The sequence below is a fragment of the Halogranum amylolyticum genome (genome assembly GCF_900110465.1).
In the GTDB taxonomy this organism is placed as follows: domain Archaea; phylum Halobacteriota; class Halobacteria; order Halobacteriales; family Haloferacaceae; genus Halogranum; species Halogranum amylolyticum.
Window position 1 is genome coordinate 240,417 of sequence record NZ_FODV01000003.1, and the last position, 16,960, is coordinate 257,376.

Annotated in this window: 18 protein-coding genes and 2 pseudogenes; 11 read left to right on the top strand and 9 right to left on the bottom strand. The window is 67.1% G+C overall.

The features are described from left to right. The first annotated feature begins 64 nt into the window (after positions 1-64). Positions 65-787 (top strand): hypothetical protein, encoded by a 723-nt coding sequence (locus BSG17_RS07225; RefSeq protein WP_089822496.1) that lies wholly within the window; start codon positions 65-67, stop codon positions 785-787. Here BSG17_RS07225 and BSG17_RS07230 read toward each other — a convergent pair. The 3 genes from BSG17_RS07230 to BSG17_RS07240 form a co-directional block, all read right to left on the bottom strand. Further along, complete coding sequence (locus BSG17_RS07230) at positions 760-2,730, bottom strand: MutS-related protein (RefSeq protein ID WP_089822498.1); 1,971 nt, start codon at positions 2,728-2,730, stop codon at positions 760-762. The genes BSG17_RS07225 and BSG17_RS07230 overlap by 28 nt on opposite strands. 90 nt (positions 2,731-2,820) lie before the next feature. Then, positions 2,821-3,162 (bottom strand): hypothetical protein, encoded by a 342-nt coding sequence (locus tag BSG17_RS07235; protein WP_089822500.1) that lies wholly within the window; start codon positions 3,160-3,162, stop codon positions 2,821-2,823. Positions 3,163-3,175: 13 nt separating this feature from the next. Then, positions 3,176-3,511: a hypothetical protein gene (locus BSG17_RS07240; protein WP_089822502.1), complete on the bottom strand. Its 336-nt coding sequence runs from the start codon at positions 3,509-3,511 to the stop codon at positions 3,176-3,178. 157 nt (positions 3,512-3,668) lie between these two features. Between BSG17_RS07240 and larE the strand changes: the two genes are divergently transcribed. After that, complete coding sequence (gene larE, locus BSG17_RS07245; RefSeq protein WP_089822505.1) at positions 3,669-4,538, top strand: ATP-dependent sacrificial sulfur transferase LarE; 870 nt, start codon at positions 3,669-3,671, stop codon at positions 4,536-4,538. A gap of 103 nt (positions 4,539-4,641) precedes the next feature. Here the strand turns inward: larE and BSG17_RS07250 are convergent. Then, positions 4,642-5,215, bottom strand: a pseudogene (locus tag BSG17_RS07250) (histidine phosphatase family protein). Positions 5,216-5,313: 98 nt separating this feature from the next. Here BSG17_RS07250 and BSG17_RS07255 point away from each other — a divergent pair. Continuing rightward, the gene (locus BSG17_RS07255) at positions 5,314-5,802 is read left to right on the top strand and encodes an SRPBCC domain-containing protein (RefSeq protein WP_089822506.1); all 489 of its coding nucleotides are present in this window, start codon (positions 5,314-5,316) and stop codon (positions 5,800-5,802) included. A 6-nt stretch (positions 5,803-5,808) separates the two neighbouring features. Here BSG17_RS07255 and BSG17_RS07260 read toward each other — a convergent pair whose 3' ends face one another. Further along, positions 5,809-7,245 carry a twin-arginine translocase subunit TatC gene (locus BSG17_RS07260; protein ID WP_089822508.1) on the bottom strand — a complete coding sequence of 479 codons (1,437 nt, stop codon included), beginning with the start codon at positions 7,243-7,245 and terminating at the stop codon, positions 5,809-5,811. Between the two features lie 91 nt (positions 7,246-7,336). Between BSG17_RS07260 and BSG17_RS07265 the strand changes: the two genes are divergently transcribed. The 4 genes and pseudogenes from BSG17_RS07265 to BSG17_RS07280 all read left to right on the top strand — a co-directional run. After that, complete coding sequence (locus tag BSG17_RS07265; protein WP_089822510.1) at positions 7,337-9,562, top strand: twin-arginine translocase subunit TatC; 2,226 nt, start codon at positions 7,337-7,339, stop codon at positions 9,560-9,562. Between the two features lie 132 nt (positions 9,563-9,694). After that, the gene (locus tag BSG17_RS07270; RefSeq protein WP_089822512.1) at positions 9,695-9,889 is read left to right on the top strand and encodes a ribbon-helix-helix domain-containing protein; all 195 of its coding nucleotides are present in this window, start codon (positions 9,695-9,697) and stop codon (positions 9,887-9,889) included. Further along, entirely contained in the window at positions 9,882-10,592 is a 711-nt protein-coding gene (locus BSG17_RS07275) for a queuosine precursor transporter (RefSeq protein ID WP_089822514.1), read from the top strand. Before BSG17_RS07270 ends, BSG17_RS07275 begins: the two co-directional genes overlap by 8 nt. A 112-nt stretch (positions 10,593-10,704) precedes the next feature. After that, a pseudogene (locus tag BSG17_RS07280) lies at positions 10,705-10,887 on the top strand (hypothetical protein); the annotation flags it as partial. Between the two features lie 141 nt (positions 10,888-11,028). On the opposite strand, the gene BSG17_RS07285 reads toward BSG17_RS07280, so the two are convergent. Both BSG17_RS07285 and BSG17_RS07290 read right to left on the bottom strand, forming a co-directional pair. Further along, positions 11,029-11,805, bottom strand: a complete 777-nt coding sequence (locus tag BSG17_RS07285) for a 23S rRNA (uridine(2552)-2'-O)-methyltransferase (protein ID WP_089822516.1) — start codon at positions 11,803-11,805, stop codon at positions 11,029-11,031. 117 nt (positions 11,806-11,922) lie between these two features. Continuing rightward, entirely contained in the window at positions 11,923-12,390 is a 468-nt protein-coding gene (locus tag BSG17_RS07290) for an amphi-Trp domain-containing protein (protein WP_089822518.1), read from the bottom strand. Positions 12,391-12,574: 184 nt separating this feature from the next. Here BSG17_RS07290 and BSG17_RS07295 point away from each other — a divergent pair, with 184 nt between their 5' ends. Further along, positions 12,575-13,318, top strand: coding sequence for a DNA polymerase sliding clamp (locus BSG17_RS07295; RefSeq protein WP_089822520.1), 744 nt, complete (start codon positions 12,575-12,577; stop codon positions 13,316-13,318). A gap of 78 nt (positions 13,319-13,396) precedes the next feature. Then, a complete protein-coding gene (locus tag BSG17_RS07300; protein WP_089822522.1) occupies positions 13,397-13,636 on the top strand; it encodes a hypothetical protein in 240 nt (79 codons plus the stop codon). A gap of 71 nt (positions 13,637-13,707) precedes the next feature. Here BSG17_RS07300 and BSG17_RS07305 read toward each other — a convergent pair whose 3' ends face one another. Further along, complete coding sequence (locus BSG17_RS07305) at positions 13,708-15,063, bottom strand: MFS transporter (RefSeq protein ID WP_089822524.1); 1,356 nt, start codon at positions 15,061-15,063, stop codon at positions 13,708-13,710. 257 nt (positions 15,064-15,320) lie between these two features. Between BSG17_RS07305 and BSG17_RS07310 the strand changes: the two genes are divergently transcribed. Continuing rightward, positions 15,321-15,527: a hypothetical protein gene (locus BSG17_RS07310; protein ID WP_089822526.1), complete on the top strand. Its 207-nt coding sequence runs from the start codon at positions 15,321-15,323 to the stop codon at positions 15,525-15,527. Positions 15,528-15,711: 184 nt separating this feature from the next. Here the strand turns inward: BSG17_RS07310 and BSG17_RS07315 are convergent, their stop codons facing one another. Then, positions 15,712-16,299: a DUF7474 family protein gene (locus BSG17_RS07315; RefSeq protein ID WP_089822528.1), complete on the bottom strand. Its 588-nt coding sequence runs from the start codon at positions 16,297-16,299 to the stop codon at positions 15,712-15,714. A 55-nt stretch (positions 16,300-16,354) separates the two neighbouring features. Here BSG17_RS07315 and BSG17_RS07320 point away from each other — a divergent pair, with 55 nt between their 5' ends. Further along, a complete protein-coding gene (locus tag BSG17_RS07320) occupies positions 16,355-16,939 on the top strand; it encodes a hypothetical protein (protein WP_139246565.1) in 585 nt (194 codons plus the stop codon). Positions 16,940-16,960: the final 21 nt, after the last annotated feature.

Below are 16,960 nucleotides of genomic sequence, written 5' to 3' on the forward strand. Positions count from 1 at the left end.
TGGCGGAGACTAAGCGACTTTCTGCCATCGAAACCCTTTCGCCGTCGCTCGCCAACCCCCGGTCATGAGCCAGCGCGTCCCCGAGTTTGCCCTCGTCATCGGCGGCTTCCTCGCTCTCACCGTCCTCGTCACGAGCGTCGTCTTCACTGGCGACGTCGCACGGTCGACGCTCACGGCCGCCGTCGTCGGCCTCCCGTTCGGCGTCTACGCGGTCCACCACAGCGACGACCCGACGACGGTGCTCCCGCCGCGGGTCGTCCTCGCCGGGGCAGCGCTCCTCGGCGGCGTGCTGTTCGTCGCCGCAGTGCCGGAACTACCGGGTCGGACCGACAGCCTCCCGCGACGTCTCCTGTACGCGCTGTTCGTCACCCTCGTCGTCGGGCTACCGCTGGCCACCTACGCCGTTCAGTACGGCGGACTCCGTCCCCTCCCGCCCCGCGCGACTGCCGCCGGGACGGCCGCGCTCGGCGTCGCCCTCCTCGTCGTCGGCCCGCTCGTCGGCGACGCCGTGCTCGGTGCGGTCGACGCGGTGCTCGTCTTCCTCGCCGGACGCGGCTACGCCGACGTCCACGGCGTCGGCGCGAGCAGACGGGTTCGCCGGGCGCTCGTCGCCGCCGGCGGGTTGCTCTGCGTCGGCCTCGTCGGTCTGGGGGCCGTCGTCGGGTCGGCGGAGACGCTGCTCCCGTGGGTCGTCGCGGGCGTCGCCGCCGCGCTCGCCCCGAGCCTCCACTACGCGCTGTCGGTCGAACGGCGCGGCGATCAGAACTTCTTCAGCAGGCGGTCGTAGAAGGCGTTGCCGCTCTCGCCGGCGAGTTTCTCGACGATGAGCTCCGGCGTCGACCGCGCGAGGTGGTCCTTGACGGGCGAGCGGTTCACCTGCAGCTCCCCGTCTTCCAGCCCGACGGCCTCGATGCCGTCGACGGCGACCGGAAACTCGGCCGCCTCGCGGATCCCGCCGGCGAGGTGGGAGACGAACACCGCCGTCGTCTCCTGTCCGTCGAGCTCTTCGAGGATGCCGGCGATGATCTTCGCGCTCGCGCCGGGTTCGGTGATGCTCTCCAACTCGTCGACCAGCACCAGTCGGTTCGCCGCCCCCTCGGTCAGCGTCGCGAAGTCCCGGAGCGTGCTCTCGAACGCCCCCGCGTCGAGCGTCCCCTGCGACTTCTCGTAGTAGTGTAGCTCCTCGACGACACCGAGTTCGACGCGCTCGGCGGGGACGGGCAGCCCCATCTGTGCCAGCAGGACGACGACGCCCACCAGGTCGAGCGTCGAGGTCTTCCCCCCGCTGTTGACTCCCGAGAGGAGCGTCACGCCCGACACCTCGTAGTCGACCGGGTCGACCTCCTCGAAGGGGACGTCCAAGAGCGGCGAGCGACCGCCTTCGATGGCGAACCCCGCGTGACCGAACTCGGGCATCACACAGTCGAACTCCGTCGCGAACCGGGCGACGGCGAGTTCGACGTCGAGTTCGAGCGCGTCGCGGACCAGCTCTTCGACCGGATCGCGGAGGTCGCCGAGGTCGGTCGCGAGATCGGCCTTCAGGCGGGCCGCCCGCTGGTCGCGGGCCGCTCCCAACTCGGTCTCCAGACGCGCGGCGACGTCCTCGCGGTGGTCGACCGGGAACGACGGGTCGGACGGGAACAGGCGGTCGACGGGACCCGTCTCGCCGGACTGCAGCGAGAGGCTGTCGACGACGTGCTCGCGGGCCTTCGTCAGCGCATCGTCGTACTCGTCGGCCAGTTCGCGGTCCAACAGGGAGTCGACCCGCGCACCCTGTTCGACCAGCGAGAGGAAGTCGGTTCCCTCGATGGTGACGTCCTGTTCGCGGATGGCGTCCCGCAGGTGATCGTTGGCGACGGACTCCGCCGTCGAGACGGCGGCGTCGACGTCGTCGACGGCGGCGGTCAACCGGGCAAGTTCCTCGTCGCCGACGAGTTCGCCGTCGTCGTCGACGCGCGAGAGCCCGTCCCGCAGCTCCGCCAGCGAGCAGGTCGGCTCCATCCCGGCGGCCTCGTGTACCTCGGCGGACGCCTCGAGCCGCCCGCGGTTCACCGCGAAGAAGTCGAGCAGGCGTTCGGGGACGATATCCTCCGGATGCTCCAGCGCGTCCGGACGGACCCGGACGTCGCCCTCGACGTCGATGCCCGCGAACGACTCGTCGAGGACGACCACCGTCGAGTACGACCGGGCGAGTTCGGCGACGTCGCGGGCGTCCTCGACGATCTCGACGGAGAGTTCGGGGTATGCTGCCTCGGCCTCTGCGTAGCGTTCGGCGTCGGCCGTGGCGAGACACCGCTCGCGGACGCGCTGCGTCGGCGGCGAGGTGAGCGGCGAGACGCCCGAGAGCGCCTCGAGGACGGCGTCGTCGACGTCGCGCTTCATCGCATCGGCGGCGAAGGCGCGGACCTCCTCGATGCGTGACTCGGTGGAACTCGGAAACAGCGTCTCCAGTCGCTTCTCCGCGTAGGTCGTCTGCGTCCGTGCCTGCAGGAGGCCGAGGACGTCCTCGTACAGTTCGCGGGAACGGTCCGTCGCGAGGAAGTCGCCGTCGTCGCCGTGTCGCCGCCGGATCGCTCCGCGGGCGATGGCGGCGGCCCGGCCCTCGGTGAGACCCGGCGCACGGGCGAGTGCGGCCACGTCGCCGTCGCGAAGCGCTCGCTCGGCGTCGTCGAGGCGAGCGAGCGAGGCGGCCGTCTTCTCGCCGACGCCGGGGATGGCCGTGAACTCCATTCGTCCCGGGGTATTGCGGCCTCTGATAAAAGACTGCGGGTCGGGGCGGTCCCGGCGCGAGGCAGAGCGCGAGCGCCGCCGGAGCGTCGTTCAGTCGCCGAACTCCGCGTCCTCGAAGTGCTCGTTCGCGAGGCGGTCGATCAACTCTTTCACGTCTTCTTTCGTGTCGTCGTCGACGTCGTCGATCGCACCGACGCCGTGGCCGCCGCTCTTGGCTGTCTGCAGGGCGTGGCGGTTGAGGTTCCCGTCGGGGTCGACGACCGGGAGCTTCAGATCCGTGAAGTTCTCCGGCGGAAACCCGTCCGCCGAGAGGAGGAAGTGGTCGTCGACCGCCGAGAGGTCGTCGGTGTCGAAATCTTCCAGTTGAGGTTCGTCCCACCCTCCGTCCGTCGTGCCCGAGAACTCGGGTTCGTGCAGCGAGTAGTCGGTCATGGCTCCGTGAGCGTCAGCGTCCGTCCGCGTCGGTCTCCTCCGAGTCGTCGTCGCTCACACCGGGTAGCTGTGAGCGAGCGTACTCGGTCAGTTCCGAGAGCCCGAGCGACCGCTGGAGTCGTCCGACGAGGTCGCCGACCGACTCTCCGGGCGGGAGCGCTCGGCGACTGGTCCACCCCGAGGAGTCGGCTCGCAGCTCGTCGGGGCCGAGATCGGTCTCGAGCAGGAGGTTGTCGTCGGGGTGGTAGTAGGCCATCCCGCCCCCCGCACTCCTCCCGATCAGTCGCGCCCCGTCACGTTCGTCGGGGTACGACTCCACGTCGCCGTCCCGCGGTTTCGGGTCGGTCACTGTGTGTCCCTCACGCACCGGTTCGTCCCGACAACTTCTGACTCTTGTGGCGGCACCGGCGGCGGCGGGAACGTCGCCTGTGTGGGACGTACGGAATCGGCTGTGTGAGACGTACGGAAGACAGTGCGCTTTTGCAGTCTCGGGAGTAACGCCGACTATGACTCTCGACGAGAAGCTGTCGGCCGTCCGGGGCGCCCTCGCAGAGCGAGACGGCGTCCTCGTCGCCTTCTCCGGCGGCGTCGACTCGGCCGTCGTCGCCACGCTCGCCCACGACGCGCTCGGCGACGACGCCGTCGCCTGTACCGCCCGCAGCGAGACGCTCCCCGAGGCAGAACTGGACGACGCGAAGCGGGTGGCCGACGAGATCGGGATCCGGCACGAGCTCGTCGAGTTCTCGGAGCTCGACAACCCCGACTTCGTCGCCAACGACGGCGAGCGATGTTATCACTGTCGGACGATGCGTCTGGGCAAGATGTACGAGACCGCTCGGGAGCTCGGCATCGACACCGTCTGTGACGGCACCAACGCCTCGGACCCCGGCGAGGGTCACCGTCCCGGCCTCCGCGCAGTCGAGGAGTTGGAGGTGTACTCGCCGCTCTTGGCCCACGACGTCACCAAAGACGAGGTGCGGGAGATCGCCGATCGCTACGACCTCTCGGTCGCCGACAAACCGTCGATGGCGTGTCTCTCCTCGCGCATCCCGACTGGACTCGAGGTCACCGAGGAGAAGCTCTCGCGCGTCGAGAAGGCCGAGCGCGTCCTCCGGACGTGGGGGTTCTCGCAGTTCCGCGTCCGCGACCACGACGGTCTCGCCCGCATCGAGGTCGCGGAAGAAGAACTGGACGAGGCGCTCGACCCCGAGTTCGTCCGCGCGGCCCGCGATCACCTCTCGGAGGTCGGGTTCGACCACGTGACGCTCGACCTCCACGGCTACCAGACCGGGAGCGTCAGCCCCGCCAACGAGACCTACGACGAGGAGCCGGTCGTCGCCGACGTGTTCGCCGAAGACTACCCGATGCGCGACTGAGAGGGGTTATCGTCGCCGGGCGGAAAACCAGTGATCCACGGCGAGACACAGGTTCGATTCTCACGGAGAAACCCGACGAACATCTACGATAACCCCGATGAGTTCAGAGAAAGCCGGTCTCGTTCTCGGAGACGAGTTCTGGCGCGTTCGCCAGCCGGACCTCGGTGAGCGCACCGTTGTCCTGCTCCTGTCCGAGGATCGCCTCGACGACGTCGAGTCCTTTCAGGTCGGCGAGCACGAACCGGGTCGGGCCGCCGTGGGTGACGACGACCACCGTCTCGTCCGTGTCCAGTCCGTCGACGAGCCCCCGCCAGGCCGTCAGCACACGATCTCGAAGGTCCAGAAAGCTCTCGCCGCCCCGCGGTCGTTCTCCCGTCGCCGCGTGGCCGACGACTTCGAGGGCGTACTCGGGGAACTGCTCGCACACCGCCGCGTCGGTGAGCCCCTGCAGGAACCCGAAGTCGCGTTCGCGCTACCCTGCGTCGAACGTCGGTGTGCGCCCGACTGCCCCGACGACGTGTTCCGCGGTCTCCTGTGCCCGCAGGAGGTCCGAGGCGACGACGCGGTCGACGTCGTAGGTCGCCGCGAGGCGTCAACCGCGACGGTGCCCACCCCTGGATCAGCCCGTCGCAGTTCCACGTCGTCTCGCCGTGCCGGACGAACAGCACCGTCGCCATAGCTGGCGGTTCACACGGCGACGAGATGAGGGTTGTCCCATCTCCAGTGACACGACCTGCCACGCGAAGTTGAACGTCTCGGCCGACGAGTAGACTGTATGCGAGAACTCTCGACCACCATCGACATCGAGGCACCGCCGGAGACAGTGTGGAGCGTCCTGACCGACTTCGAGCGCTACCCCGAGTGGAACCCGTTCATGCGCGTCGTCGGTCGCCCGAACGAGGGTGCCCACCTGGTCGTCGACCTGACGCCGCCCGGAAAGCGGGAGTTCCGGTTCCGTCCCACGGTGACCCGTGTCGAGCGACCCCGTGAACTCCGGTGGCTCGGCCACCTGTTCGTCCCGGGACTCTACGACGGCGACCACCGGTTCACACTGGAGAGCGTCGACGACGGTCGAACGCGACTGACTCACGCCGAGTCGTTCGGCGGCGTCCTCACCGGCATCGTCAACCGATTCGTCGGATCGGCGACCGAGGCGGGGTTCCACGAGATGAACGCGGCGCTGAAGGCGCGAGCGGAGTCGCTGGCCGAGATGGAGCGCGTGGCGGCGAGAGAAGAGAGTAGCGGCGACGAACTGGCCGCCTAGTTGCGTCTAGTTGCCAGTCCACCGCAGCAGCAGCAGCGTCCCCTCGAACAACGCCACCATGGTGATGGCGATGATGATGGGTGCCATCCCCGTCGGGTCGGGGCTGACGAGGAACGCGAGTCCGAGGAACGACCCCCAGAAGATGAGCCGTTTGTCCTCCAGCCACTGTCGAGTGACGAGGTTCATCATGATGGCGAGCATGATGAAAAGCGGGATCTGGAAGACGATGGCCATGTAGCCCATCAGGATGAGGATGAGGTTGAACGTCTCCGAGAGGCCGAACGCGATGAGCGCCGTCCCCTCGGTGTAGCTGGTGAAGTACGCGAAGATGGAGGGGAGCACGACGAAGTGTGCGAAGGCGACGCCGACGACCGCGAGGATGAGACTCGTCGGCACGGAGGCGAGGTAGTACTTCCGCTCCTTCTGGTAGAGACCGGGTCGCATGAACAGATACGACTCGTAGACGAACACCGGTAGGCCGACGACGACGCCGACGAGGCTGGCGACTTTCAGCTTCGTGAGGATGAGTTCGAGCGGGCCGTAGATGTGCGGCCGGAGGTCCTCGTTGCCGGGGAGCCCCGCACCGGGGATATGCTTGTTCCAGAGGAAGTTGATGATGTCGATGGTGCTGGGGACGTACTGGAGTACCTCGCCGAGACCGAACACCGACAGTGCAACCACGCCGCCGATGACGAACACGACGGCGAGACGTCGGACCATCTCCTCGATGTGGTCCGCGAGCGGCATCTCCTGGTCGGTCTCGGGACCGTCGACCATCCCGTCGTCGTCGACGTCGTCGACGTCGTCGAAGTCGTCGTGGTAGTCCTCGGGAGTGGCGAAGTCGTCGTCGAAGTCGTCGTGGAAATCGTCGTCGAAGTCGTCGTGGAAGCCGTCGCCCGACTCCGTGGCCGGGGCTGCGAACCCCTCACCGGCGTCTGCGACGGCGTCGTCCGTCCGATCTGGCCGTCGGTCGGCGGCGTCGGGCGTCTCCTCACCATCGCCGGTTCGAGCGTCGGCCCGTCCGTCCTCGGCGTCTCGGTCGGCGGCCACCGGTTCGAGCGTCGCCGCCTCGTCGTCTTCGACGAGGGCGGTGTCGCCGGGAGCCTCGGGCTGTAGCGCCGGCTCCGAGTCGTCGTCGGTAGTGTCGGCAGCGTCGGCGTCGCCGACCGTCGTCTCACTGGCCGAAGGCGAGTCGTCGGACGGTTCCGAAGTGCCGGTCGCAGGCGGGTCGTCGGTCGGCTCTTCGTCGGTCGACTCCGCGCCGTTCGTTCGGGCCGTCGCGTCGAGATCGACCGAGTCGGCGTCGTCACTGGTCGTGTCGTCGACCTGTTCGGTCCGATCGTCGGTCGACTGGGTGGCGGTCTCGTCGGACTCGGGAGAGGTGTCGTCGCGGTCGTCCAACTGGTCGGTCGGCTCCGCATCCGACTCCGATTCGTCGCCCATTCAGTTGTCCTACGCTCCCGCTCTGTTATAGGCCTTTTTCCATCGTCCGCGGTCGAAAAGATTGATAACTGCGAGATGGCTTTCACCCTGTATGTCTAGCGCGCTCGACGAGGATACCCGCCGCACCCTCGACGAAGGCCGGGCGACCGCCGGTGCGATGCTGCGGTCGGCCCAGAAAGACGGACAGAAGATCTTCCTCGTCTTTCTCGTCGGGTTCCTCGGCGCATTCTACGCACTCCAGTACGCGGTGTGGGATTTCCTCTGGGCGGTCACGGAGTCCCGGATGGACGCCCAGACCGCCGGCGACGTCGAACTGATCGCACAGACCCCCTTCGACGTCATCCTCCTCCAGGCGAAGATCAGTATGGCCGCCGGACTCATCATCGCCGCCCCCGCGTTCATTTACTTCGCTCGCGACGCCCTCCGCGAGCGTGGCTACTGGCCGCAGGCACCCGTCGCGACGTGGAAGCTGGTCGGGATCGGGCTCCTCTCTGCCGTGCTGTTCACGCTGGGGCTCTTCTACGGCTACTTCCTCTTCTTCCCGCTGATGTTCCAGTTCCTCGCGGAGAACGCCATCGCGGTCGACCTCGCACCGCGCTACTCGATCGTCAAGTGGGCGCAGTTCATCTTCCTCCTGACCGTCTCCTTCGGGTTGGCCGCCCAGATGCCGCTGGCCATCACGGCGCTCTCCTACGCCGAGATCGTCCCCTACGAGACGTTCCGCGACAAGTGGCGGTACGCGGTGCTGGCCATCTTCGTCTTCGGTGCCGTCTTTTCGCCGCCGGACCCGTTCACGCAGATCATGTGGGCCGCGCCGCTGCTCGTGCTCTACGGCTTCAGCCTCTATCTCGCCAAGATCGTCGTCACTGCCCGTCGAGGGAGCGAACAAACCGACTTCCGGGCGGTGGCGAAGACGAACTGGAACGTACTCGCGGGCGTGTTCGCCGCCGCCGTCGCCGCCGCGTACCTGTTCTACACCCGCGGCGGGGTCGCCCGCGTCAACGGCTATCTCGACACGAGCACGATCGGCGGGTACACCGACTACCGCCTGCTCCCGGCGGCCGACCTCCTGCCGCTGTCGCCGACGGCCAACGCCGTCCTCGTCGGTGCGGTGCTCGGCCTCGTCGTCGCCGGCGTCGCGCTGATGTACTTCGTCGTCTCGGCGCTCGGCAAGTCGACCGAGTCGACCGGCGAACTGGGCGACCCGACCGGGATCGACCTCCGAGAACTCGACGAGGCGGGCGTCCGTGCGGCACCGCTGGAGGCGTTCGCGGCACTCTCGGAGTCCGAGGCGCTGCAGATCGCCAGCGAGGCGATCGACGACGGCGACCACACGAAGGCGCAGGCCGTCCTCGACCGCTTCGACGAGGCACAGAAGGCCGACGTCGACGGCGACGAGTCGATGGTCCAGACCGGCGAGGGCGGCGACGAGGCCGGGACGGCCGAGGGGAGTGCCCCCGGTAGTATCGAGGACCGGGCGACCCGTGCCGGCGGGTCGTTCCTCTCGGAACTGACCGACGGCGAGCGCGACGAGGACGACATCGGTGGCTACTACACCGACATCATGTTCATCATCGAGAGCCTCACCTCGAAGGCGTTCTGGGTGGTCGGGTGGTTCATGCTCATCCTCGGGGGGACGTTCACGTGGCTCTACAGCGGCGGGATCGGTGACGTGAAGACGAACTTCCTCGACCGTCTGCCAGCGGCCGTCAACCCCGAGGCACTGACGGTCATCACGCTTCACCCCGTCGAGGCGCTCATCTTCGAGGTGAAGTTCTCGACGCTCGTCGCCGGGGTCATGACGCTCCCGCTCGTCGCGTTCCTCGCGTGGCCCGCGCTCCGCGAGCGAAAGCTCGTCTACGGCCGTCGCTACGTCATCTTCGGCTGGATGGGGGCGCTGCTCGTCGGTCTCGTCGGCGGGTTCGCCGTCGGCTACCTCTACGTCGCACCGACGGTGATCTCGTTCCTCGTCGCCGACGCGGTGGCGGCGGATATGGTCATCAGCTACCGCATCTCCGACTTCTTCTGGCTCATCTTCTACACGACGGCCGGCATCGGTCTGCTGGCGGACGTGCCGGTGTTGATGGTGCTTCTCAACACCAGCGGCGTCTCCTACCGGGCCATGCGGGGTCGCTGGCGGGAGGTGACGGTGGGTATCCTCACGTTCGCGGCGTTCTTCACGCCCGCGGGCATCCTGACGATGTTCCTCGTTACGATCCCGCTGATGGCCGCCTACGGACTCGGACTCGCCGTCCTGTACGTCATCACGTTCGGCGGTCGCCGCGACCTAGCCCGGCCCCGCGCATCGGACGTCTGACCCGTCTGACCCGTCTGACCCGACCCGACTCGGTCCCTCCGTTTCTCTCGACGGCGTTCGCCCGTCAGTGGCAACACTTGCAGGCGGTACTCGAACTGTAAGACGTAAGTATTACCCGAAGAATATCCACGTATGGCCAAGATAAGCGTCGAGATTCCCGACGAGTTACTCGCCGACCTGGACGACCACGTCGGCGAGGGAGGGAAGTTCGTCAACCGAAGCGACGCTATCCGCGCGTCGGTCCGGAAGACGCTGGACCTCCTCGACGAGATCGACGAACGACACGGACGCCTCGACGAACGGACCCGAGACGCGGACGATGAGTGAGCGAAGGCGTGAGCCCTCCGTGGCTCCCATCGCACTCGTCGCCCTGTTCGTCACCGCGCTGGTGACCGCACAGCTCGTCTCCTCGAAGCTTCTGTCGCTCACGGTTCCCGTCGTCGGGATCGCACTCACGGCACCGGGCGGGACGCTCGCCTACGCAGCCACCTACTTCGCCTCCGACTGCATCTCGGAGCTGTACGGCGAGTCGTTCGCTCGCCGCGTGGTCAACGTCGGCTTCGCGATGAACTTCGTGATGTTGGCGCTCGTCTTCCTCACCATCCGGATCCCGGCCGCACAGGGGAGTCCCGTCGACCCCGATCAGTTCGCGACCGTTCTCGGGTCGGGCGCGAACATCGTCCTCGGGTCGTCGCTGGCCTACCTCGTCAGCCAGAACTGGGACGTCGTCGTCTTCCACCGGATCCGCGAGGCGACCGACGGTTCGATGCTCTGGCTCCGCAACGTCGGGTCGACGGCGACGAGCCAACTCATCGACACGGTCATCTTCACCGTCATCGCCTTCGCCGTCGCACCGGTCGTTCTCGGTACCGGACAGCCGCTGCCGACGGCCGCCGTCGTGAGCGTCGTCGTCGGACAGTACCTCGCGAAACTGCTCATCGCACTGCTCGACACGCCGCTCGTCTACGCGACGGTCGGCGCGCTCCGACCGGACGGCCGCGAGGGGACCGCCCCCACCGCGAGCAATTAAGGCCCCCGAGGCGACGGGTTCGTCGCCGTGACGCTCCGACCCCGACGCTTCCGGCGAACCTGTCCGCCGACGATACAGTCGTGCTTATGTCTGTCGGTAGCAAATGACACTCATGGCTGGGACGCACCGAATACGACTAACCGAGCGCGACAGCATGGAGGGAGGCGTCCGCTGTCCGAACTGCGGGAGCTACACGTCGTTCGGCGACATCATCGCCACCGGACACTGCAGGGGCGTCAGACGGGAGGAGGAGCCCTGCGAGACGGGGCTCGCGATCGATCTCGTGGTCAGAGAGACCGACATCCGACAGACGGCGTACGAACTGAACGCCCTCGACCCGGAACCGCTCGACCCCGAAGACTGACGACCGAACGGCGGCGGTGTCGAGGAGGAGAGTACGGACGATCGAGAGCGACCGCGTCGGACGGCGATCGCCCTACTCGGCGTCGACGCGTTCGGCGAACGCGAACCGCGGCTTCACGTCGGTGATCTGGACGGTGACGACGTCCCCCGCCTCCGCACCGGAGACGAAGACGGTGAACTCCTCGACCTTGGCGATCCCGTCGCCCTCGCTGCCGACGTCGACGACCTCGACCTCCAGTTCGTCGCCCTTCCGGACGGGAGCCGTGATGCGTTTCTTCGCGACGAGGTAGAGTTCGGAGGACTCCTGTCGGGAGGCGTCGGGGTGGGTCGCCCGGACGTACTGGAACTCCTCTTCCATGTCGGCGCGGAGATCCGGCAGGTCCGGCCCGTCGAACACCTTCACCACGAGGTCACCGCCGCTGTCGAGCAGGTCGAGGGCGACCTCGAACGCCTGACGAGCGAGATAGACCGATCGGGCGTGATCGAGGTTGTACTCGCCGGTCATGTTCGGTGCCATGTCGGAGACGACAACGTCCGCGCCGTCCGCGCCGACGGCGTCCGACAGCCGCGCCTTGGTCTCGTCGTCGGTCATGTCGCCACGGATGGTCTGAACGTTGCGCGCCTCCAGTTCGTCGATGCGCTGGAGGTCGACGCCGACGACCTTCCCGTGTTCGCCGACCTCCTCGGCGGCGACCTGTAGCCACCCGCCGGGTGCGGCTCCGAGGTCGACGACCCGGTCGCCGGGCGAGAAGAGTTCGGCGGTCTCGTCGAGCTGTTTGAGCTTGTAGGCCGAGCGGGCGCGATAGCCCTGCTGTTTGGCCTTGTTGTAGTACTGATCTTTGCGAGCCATCTGTTGAGCAACGGTAGACGACCGAGCGGTAAACAGGCTTCGTTGTCGTCGACGTGCCGTGTCCACCGTCGGGAAGGAAAGAGTAAGTGCGGACGCGCTACGCGACAGTCGGCGGGTTCACTCGATGTGGAGTTCGTCCCCGTCGTCGACGGCGTCGGCGTCCCACTCGAGGTGGAAGTCGACGCTGCGTCGACTCGCGGAGGTCAACATCGCGGAGTCGGAGTCGACGGCGACGTCGAGCGTCATCGTCTCCGGTGGGTTGATCGTGGCGCTGTCGTCGCCGACGTAGAACGTCACCTTGTCGTACTTCGTCCGGTGGCCGACGTCAGCCCCGCTGTCGGTGTCGGTCCGTTCGGCGTTCTCCGAAGGCTCCACGCTCCGGTCGCGTCCGGTGTCGCTCGTCGCGTTCGTCGCGGTCGTTCGGTCGTCCGGCCGCGTCTCCGCGGGGTTCGTTCGTTCCCGGTCGGAACGGGTCGTTCCGTCGGCCTCGTGCGTCCCCTTCGCGTCCAGTTGATCGGCGAACTCGCGGAGGTACGCTGCGACGTCCGCTCGTGACAGCTCTCGTGATGTCTCGATCTCGGTCATGGTGAGAGAACGGTCGCCGGAGAGACATGAAGATGGGCTGTATTTGCAAGTCGTTTATTTACCCGTCCGTCGTCGTCGGCCTGTCCGGCAGATCGTCGCTGACCGCCAACGTGCGCGCTCGCACACGCTACACACTACGGTAAATCAGGAGTATTTTTAAGGCCCATCTCGTAGCACGCACCATATGTTCAAGGCCATCGTCAGTGCGTCGACGCTCCGAGATGCGCTCGACTCGGTAAGCGTACTGGTCGAGGAGTGTAAGATTCGACTGAACGAGGACGAACTCGCCATCCGTGCGGTCGACCCCGCCAACGTCGGGATGGTCGACCTCTCGCTGGAGGCGGCGGCGTTCGAGTCGTACGAGGCCGACGGCGGCGTCATCGGCGTCAACCTCTCTCGACTGGAAGACATCGCGGGGATGGCCAACTCGGACGATCTCATTCAACTCGAACTCGACGAGGAGACACGGAAGCTCCACATCCAGATCGAGGGACTCTCCTACACGCTCGCGCTCATCGACCCCGACTCCATCCGCCAGGAGCCGGACATCCCGGATCTCGATCTCCCCGCGGAGATCGTCCTCGAGGGTAACCAGATGAACCGCGGGATCAAAGCCGCCGACATGGTGTCGGACCATATCCGCCTCCGCGTCGACGAGGAGGCCGAGGCCTTCTACATCGAAGCCGAGGGCGACACCGACGACGTCGACCTCGAGATCACCCGCGAGGAGCTCATCGATCTCACCGCCGGTCCGGCCGACTCGTTGTTCTCGTTGGACTACCTCAAGGACATGAACAAGGCGATCCCCTCCGACGCCGAGGTGACGGTCGAGCTCGGCGAGGAGTTCCCGGTGAAGCTCCACTACGAGTTCGGCGAGGGGATGGGTCACGTGACCTACATGCTCGCCCCGCGCATCCAGAGCGACTGACGGTCGGAGGGCGAATCTATCACCGATCCTACCGTTGGCAAGAACGACTATCTGTGAGGCCGTCGAATCCGGTCGTGTATGGCGACAAACATCACAGAGGACGACGAAGGCAAGCCGGTCGTCGGTGCCGACGGTGAAGAGGTCGGACGAATCGTCAGCGTCGAACACGGGACTGCGTACGTCGAAGCCGACCCCGGGCTGACCGACACCGTCATGGCCAAGCTCGGCTGGGGCGACAGCGACGAGGAGTCCTATCCGCTCCAGGAAGGGTCCGTCGAGCGCGTCACCGACGACGAGATCCGACTGAAGGCGTTCTGAGGTCGCCACACCACTTTTTTTGCGAGACGCAGTGCGAACGCCGAGTCGAAGACTCGCCGACAGACAGACCGTCACCGGGCTGGGACCGATGCGAGACGGACGACACCGACGAGGAGTCCGACGACGGGGAGTAACAGCACCGCACCGGCGACGAACGGCGACCAGTAGGCGACGAGCGCGTACAACGCCGCCATCGTCGGCGGACCGACGGTCCGGCCGAGACTTCCGGCCCCCTGCGTCACGCCGAAGGCGCTCCCCTGTGTCTCCGCCGACGCCGCTATCGAGACGAGCGTCGTGAGCGCGACGTTCAACAGGCCGTTGCCGAGCGACAGCGCCGCGAGCACGACGAGCAGGGCGAGGAGCTCCCGCGTCAGGTACGGCGGCCCGCCGACCGCCGGCAGGAGCGCCCCCAACTGCGGCGAGAAGGGGATGGCCGCCAGCGCGACGAGGAGCAGCGACGCACCCGCGATAGCGATGCGTGACTCGGCGACGCGACGCGAGAGGCGACCGACGACGACGCCCTGGTTGACGACGCCGAGAACGCCGATGTAGGTCAACAGGAGCGCCGTCTGCGTCTCGTCGTAGCCGTAGATGTCCGCCGCGAAGGGGATGAACATGACCTGTACGCCGGAGAACGCCACGGAGACGAGGAAGAACGCGACGACCAGTCCACGGAGGTCGGCGTCGCGGAGCGCGGCGACGAACTGGCCGACGAGCGTCTGTCGGGCACCCCTTCGACGCTGTCGAGCGGGTTCCGGAAGGAACAGCGCCGCGGACGCCAGCGAGAGCAGACTCAGCCCGGCCGCCGCGAAGCTCGGCAGCGAGAACCGCGTCGCCGGGACGAACGAGGGGAAGACGCCGCGGGCGGCCGTGACGACGGCGTCGCTGGCGAAGACGCCACCGAGTGCGGGGCCGAAGACGAAGCCGAGACCGAACGACGCGCCGATGAGTCCCAGCGCTCCCGCCCGTCGCTCCGGCGGCGTGATGTCGGCGATGTACGCCTGCGCGGTGGCGATGTTGCCGCCCATCGCGCCGGCGACCATCCGCGCGAGGAACAGCACGGTCAGACCGGCCGTGAGCCCGAACGTGTCCGAGAACTCGCCCGCGAGTCCGAACACCGTCCACGCGACGACGCTCCCGACGAGCGACAGCATCAGGACGGGGCGACGCCCACGTTCGTCTGAGAGCCGGCCCAAGAGTGGGGCGAAGAGAAACTGCATGAGCGAGTAGGAGGCGGCCAACAGCCCGATGAACACGTCGCTGACGAGGAAGCTCCGCACGTAGAACGGGAGGATGGGGATGACGATGCCGAAGCCGAGCAGGTCGATGAAGACGACGCCGATCACCGCCGCCAGCGCGCGTCGGCGGGAGGCGACGGCGGCGTCCGGGTCGGCGTCGACGACGGTGGCGGCTTCGGGGCCGTTCATACAGGGACCGCGGCGTCGACGGGCCTAACGCTTTCCCCGACCCTCGTGGGCGATGCGAGAGGAGAGTTCGGCTCTCGGGGAGTCGGACCGGCCGGTCACCGACGGGACCGGCGTGCTGAACAGTGCGGTCGTCTCCGACCGGCGTCCGACGGATCGACGCTCTCGAAGGGGAAGGCGGCCTGCAACACGTCCGTCCTGCCGACTACCCAAACAGTTGGTCATCATGCCTAATTGACTCTCGTTAGATGGTTCTTGTGATGGCACTGTTCCAGCAAACGTCCTCATCCGAGGACATCGAAGAAGCAAAGAAGTCGGACATGATCCTTCTCGCAGCGGCTGCTTCGGTCGTGCTCTCACTGCACGAGTTCTACATAAACGACAACCCGGAGCGGGCCGTGTTCATCGGTCACTGGCCGCCGACGATCCTCGCGTTCGCGATCTACGTCCGAGACCGGATGAAGTAACAGTCCGACTCAGGTACGAGTCAGAGACTCGTCTTCCCGTTCCTGATCCGTTTTCATTTTTTTCGGAGTCGAACACGAGCTTGTCGTCTGTAGGGATAGCTACGTGCGGTATTTCTCGGCGTTCTATCGCCAGACCACATGGAGACGCTCGTCTCCTCGGCACGGTCGCCGGAGCGCGTCGGGTTCACACACTCCGGTCGATGACCCGCTTGGCCGCCTGCGCCTTCTCCTTCCAGCCGTAACCGGCCTCGTAGACGTGGCGCTTGCTCTCGACCAGTTGCTCGGGGGAGGCCTCCTCGAACCCGCCGCGGTCCCACGCGCCCGACTCCCGAAGCCACTCGACGACGTGCTCTTTCGTCTCGGCCCACGACAACCCCACCATCTCGTACCACGCGACCATGGCGAAGACGGCGTTGTCGTGACAGCCGGGGACGCTCCCCTTCCGGTAGAGGGTTCGCATCGGCTCTCGGGTCGGTTCGGAGACGAGTTCCTTGTACTCGGCGGCCGTCAGGAGGCGCAGCTCGCCGTCCTCGACGACGACGCGTTGCTGGCGCTTGAGGTAGTCCAGCGCCGCCTTGTGGAGGTTGTCCCACTCGCCGTGAACCAGTTCGGGCAGGCTCCCCTCGGCGCGAGGAGCGACGGAGAGCAGCGAGACGATGTCGACGTAGGCTTTCTCGACCGTCGGCCACTGAGTGCCCTCGAAACGGCAGTCGGCGTCGTGCAGGCTGTTCGTGGTGCGACAGCCGGGACACGGGTAGTCGAAGCGCGGCACACCACGTCGGTTGTGAATCGGCCGTAATAGCTTGCGTGGTTGCCGGTGCGTGCGGGTGGACGCGACACGCGACGGCGATGGAAGCTGCCAGGGAGACGACGCGCGACGGCGGTGGGAGCGACACAGCGACGAGAGAGCGGAAGAGCCATGCACGCTGCGCCGTCACGAGGGGACGATGCATCTCCCGCCCTCCACCGTCGCATCCGCGACGCCGACCCGTCGGTCGCTCCTCCGGGCGACCGGCCTGCTCTCGGTCGGCCTGCTCGCCGGCTGCTCGGCCATCGACAGCGACCCCAAGCCCGGGTCGCTGCTCGTCGTCAACAACGACGACGTCGCTCACACGCTCCGTCTCGACGTCCGCGTGGGCGGCGAGACGCGTCGGGAGACCGTCGACGTCGGTGCCGGCGAGTGGGGACTCCGAAACGAGTTGCTCACCGACCCCGGCACGTACGAAGTGACGGTGACGCTCGACGAGGGCGGTGACGAGTCGGACGGAGAGAACAGCGGGAACGACGGCGCGACCGCGAGTGCCACGGTTGAACTGACCAGAGGCTCGAGCGGCGGCGTCGCAGGCGAGAATCTGGAGGTATACATCGACGAAGGCGGGAGTCTCAGGGCCGTCGCGCGGCAGTACGACTGAGCGTCGGGCTGGACTCGTTAG

Excerpts from the sequence above, each read along its gene's own strand:
- BSG17_RS07225 (WP_089822496.1), top strand. The coding sequence starts at position 65 with ATGAGCCAGCGCGTCCCCGAGTTTGCCCTCGTCATCGGCGGCTTCCTC.
- BSG17_RS07230 (WP_089822498.1), bottom strand. The coding sequence starts at position 2,730 with ATGGAGTTCACGGCCATCCCCGGCGTCGGCGAGAAGACGGCCGCCTCG.
- BSG17_RS07235 (WP_089822500.1), bottom strand. The coding sequence starts at position 3,162 with ATGACCGACTACTCGCTGCACGAACCCGAGTTCTCGGGCACGACGGAC.
- larE (WP_089822505.1), top strand. The coding sequence starts at position 3,669 with ATGACTCTCGACGAGAAGCTGTCGGCCGTCCGGGGCGCCCTCGCAGAG.
- BSG17_RS07255 (WP_089822506.1), top strand. The coding sequence starts at position 5,314 with ATGCGAGAACTCTCGACCACCATCGACATCGAGGCACCGCCGGAGACA.
- BSG17_RS07260 (WP_089822508.1), bottom strand. The coding sequence starts at position 7,245 with ATGGGCGACGAATCGGAGTCGGATGCGGAGCCGACCGACCAGTTGGAC.
- BSG17_RS07265 (WP_089822510.1), top strand. The coding sequence starts at position 7,337 with ATGTCTAGCGCGCTCGACGAGGATACCCGCCGCACCCTCGACGAAGGC.
- BSG17_RS07270 (WP_089822512.1), top strand. The coding sequence starts at position 9,695 with ATGGCCAAGATAAGCGTCGAGATTCCCGACGAGTTACTCGCCGACCTG.
- BSG17_RS07275 (WP_089822514.1), top strand. The coding sequence starts at position 9,882 with ATGAGTGAGCGAAGGCGTGAGCCCTCCGTGGCTCCCATCGCACTCGTC.
- BSG17_RS07285 (WP_089822516.1), bottom strand. The coding sequence starts at position 11,805 with ATGGCTCGCAAAGATCAGTACTACAACAAGGCCAAACAGCAGGGCTAT.
- BSG17_RS07290 (WP_089822518.1), bottom strand. The coding sequence starts at position 12,390 with ATGACCGAGATCGAGACATCACGAGAGCTGTCACGAGCGGACGTCGCA.
- BSG17_RS07295 (WP_089822520.1), top strand. The coding sequence starts at position 12,575 with ATGTTCAAGGCCATCGTCAGTGCGTCGACGCTCCGAGATGCGCTCGAC.
- BSG17_RS07300 (WP_089822522.1), top strand. The coding sequence starts at position 13,397 with ATGGCGACAAACATCACAGAGGACGACGAAGGCAAGCCGGTCGTCGGT.
- BSG17_RS07305 (WP_089822524.1), bottom strand. The coding sequence starts at position 15,063 with ATGAACGGCCCCGAAGCCGCCACCGTCGTCGACGCCGACCCGGACGCC.
- BSG17_RS07310 (WP_089822526.1), top strand. The coding sequence starts at position 15,321 with ATGGCACTGTTCCAGCAAACGTCCTCATCCGAGGACATCGAAGAAGCA.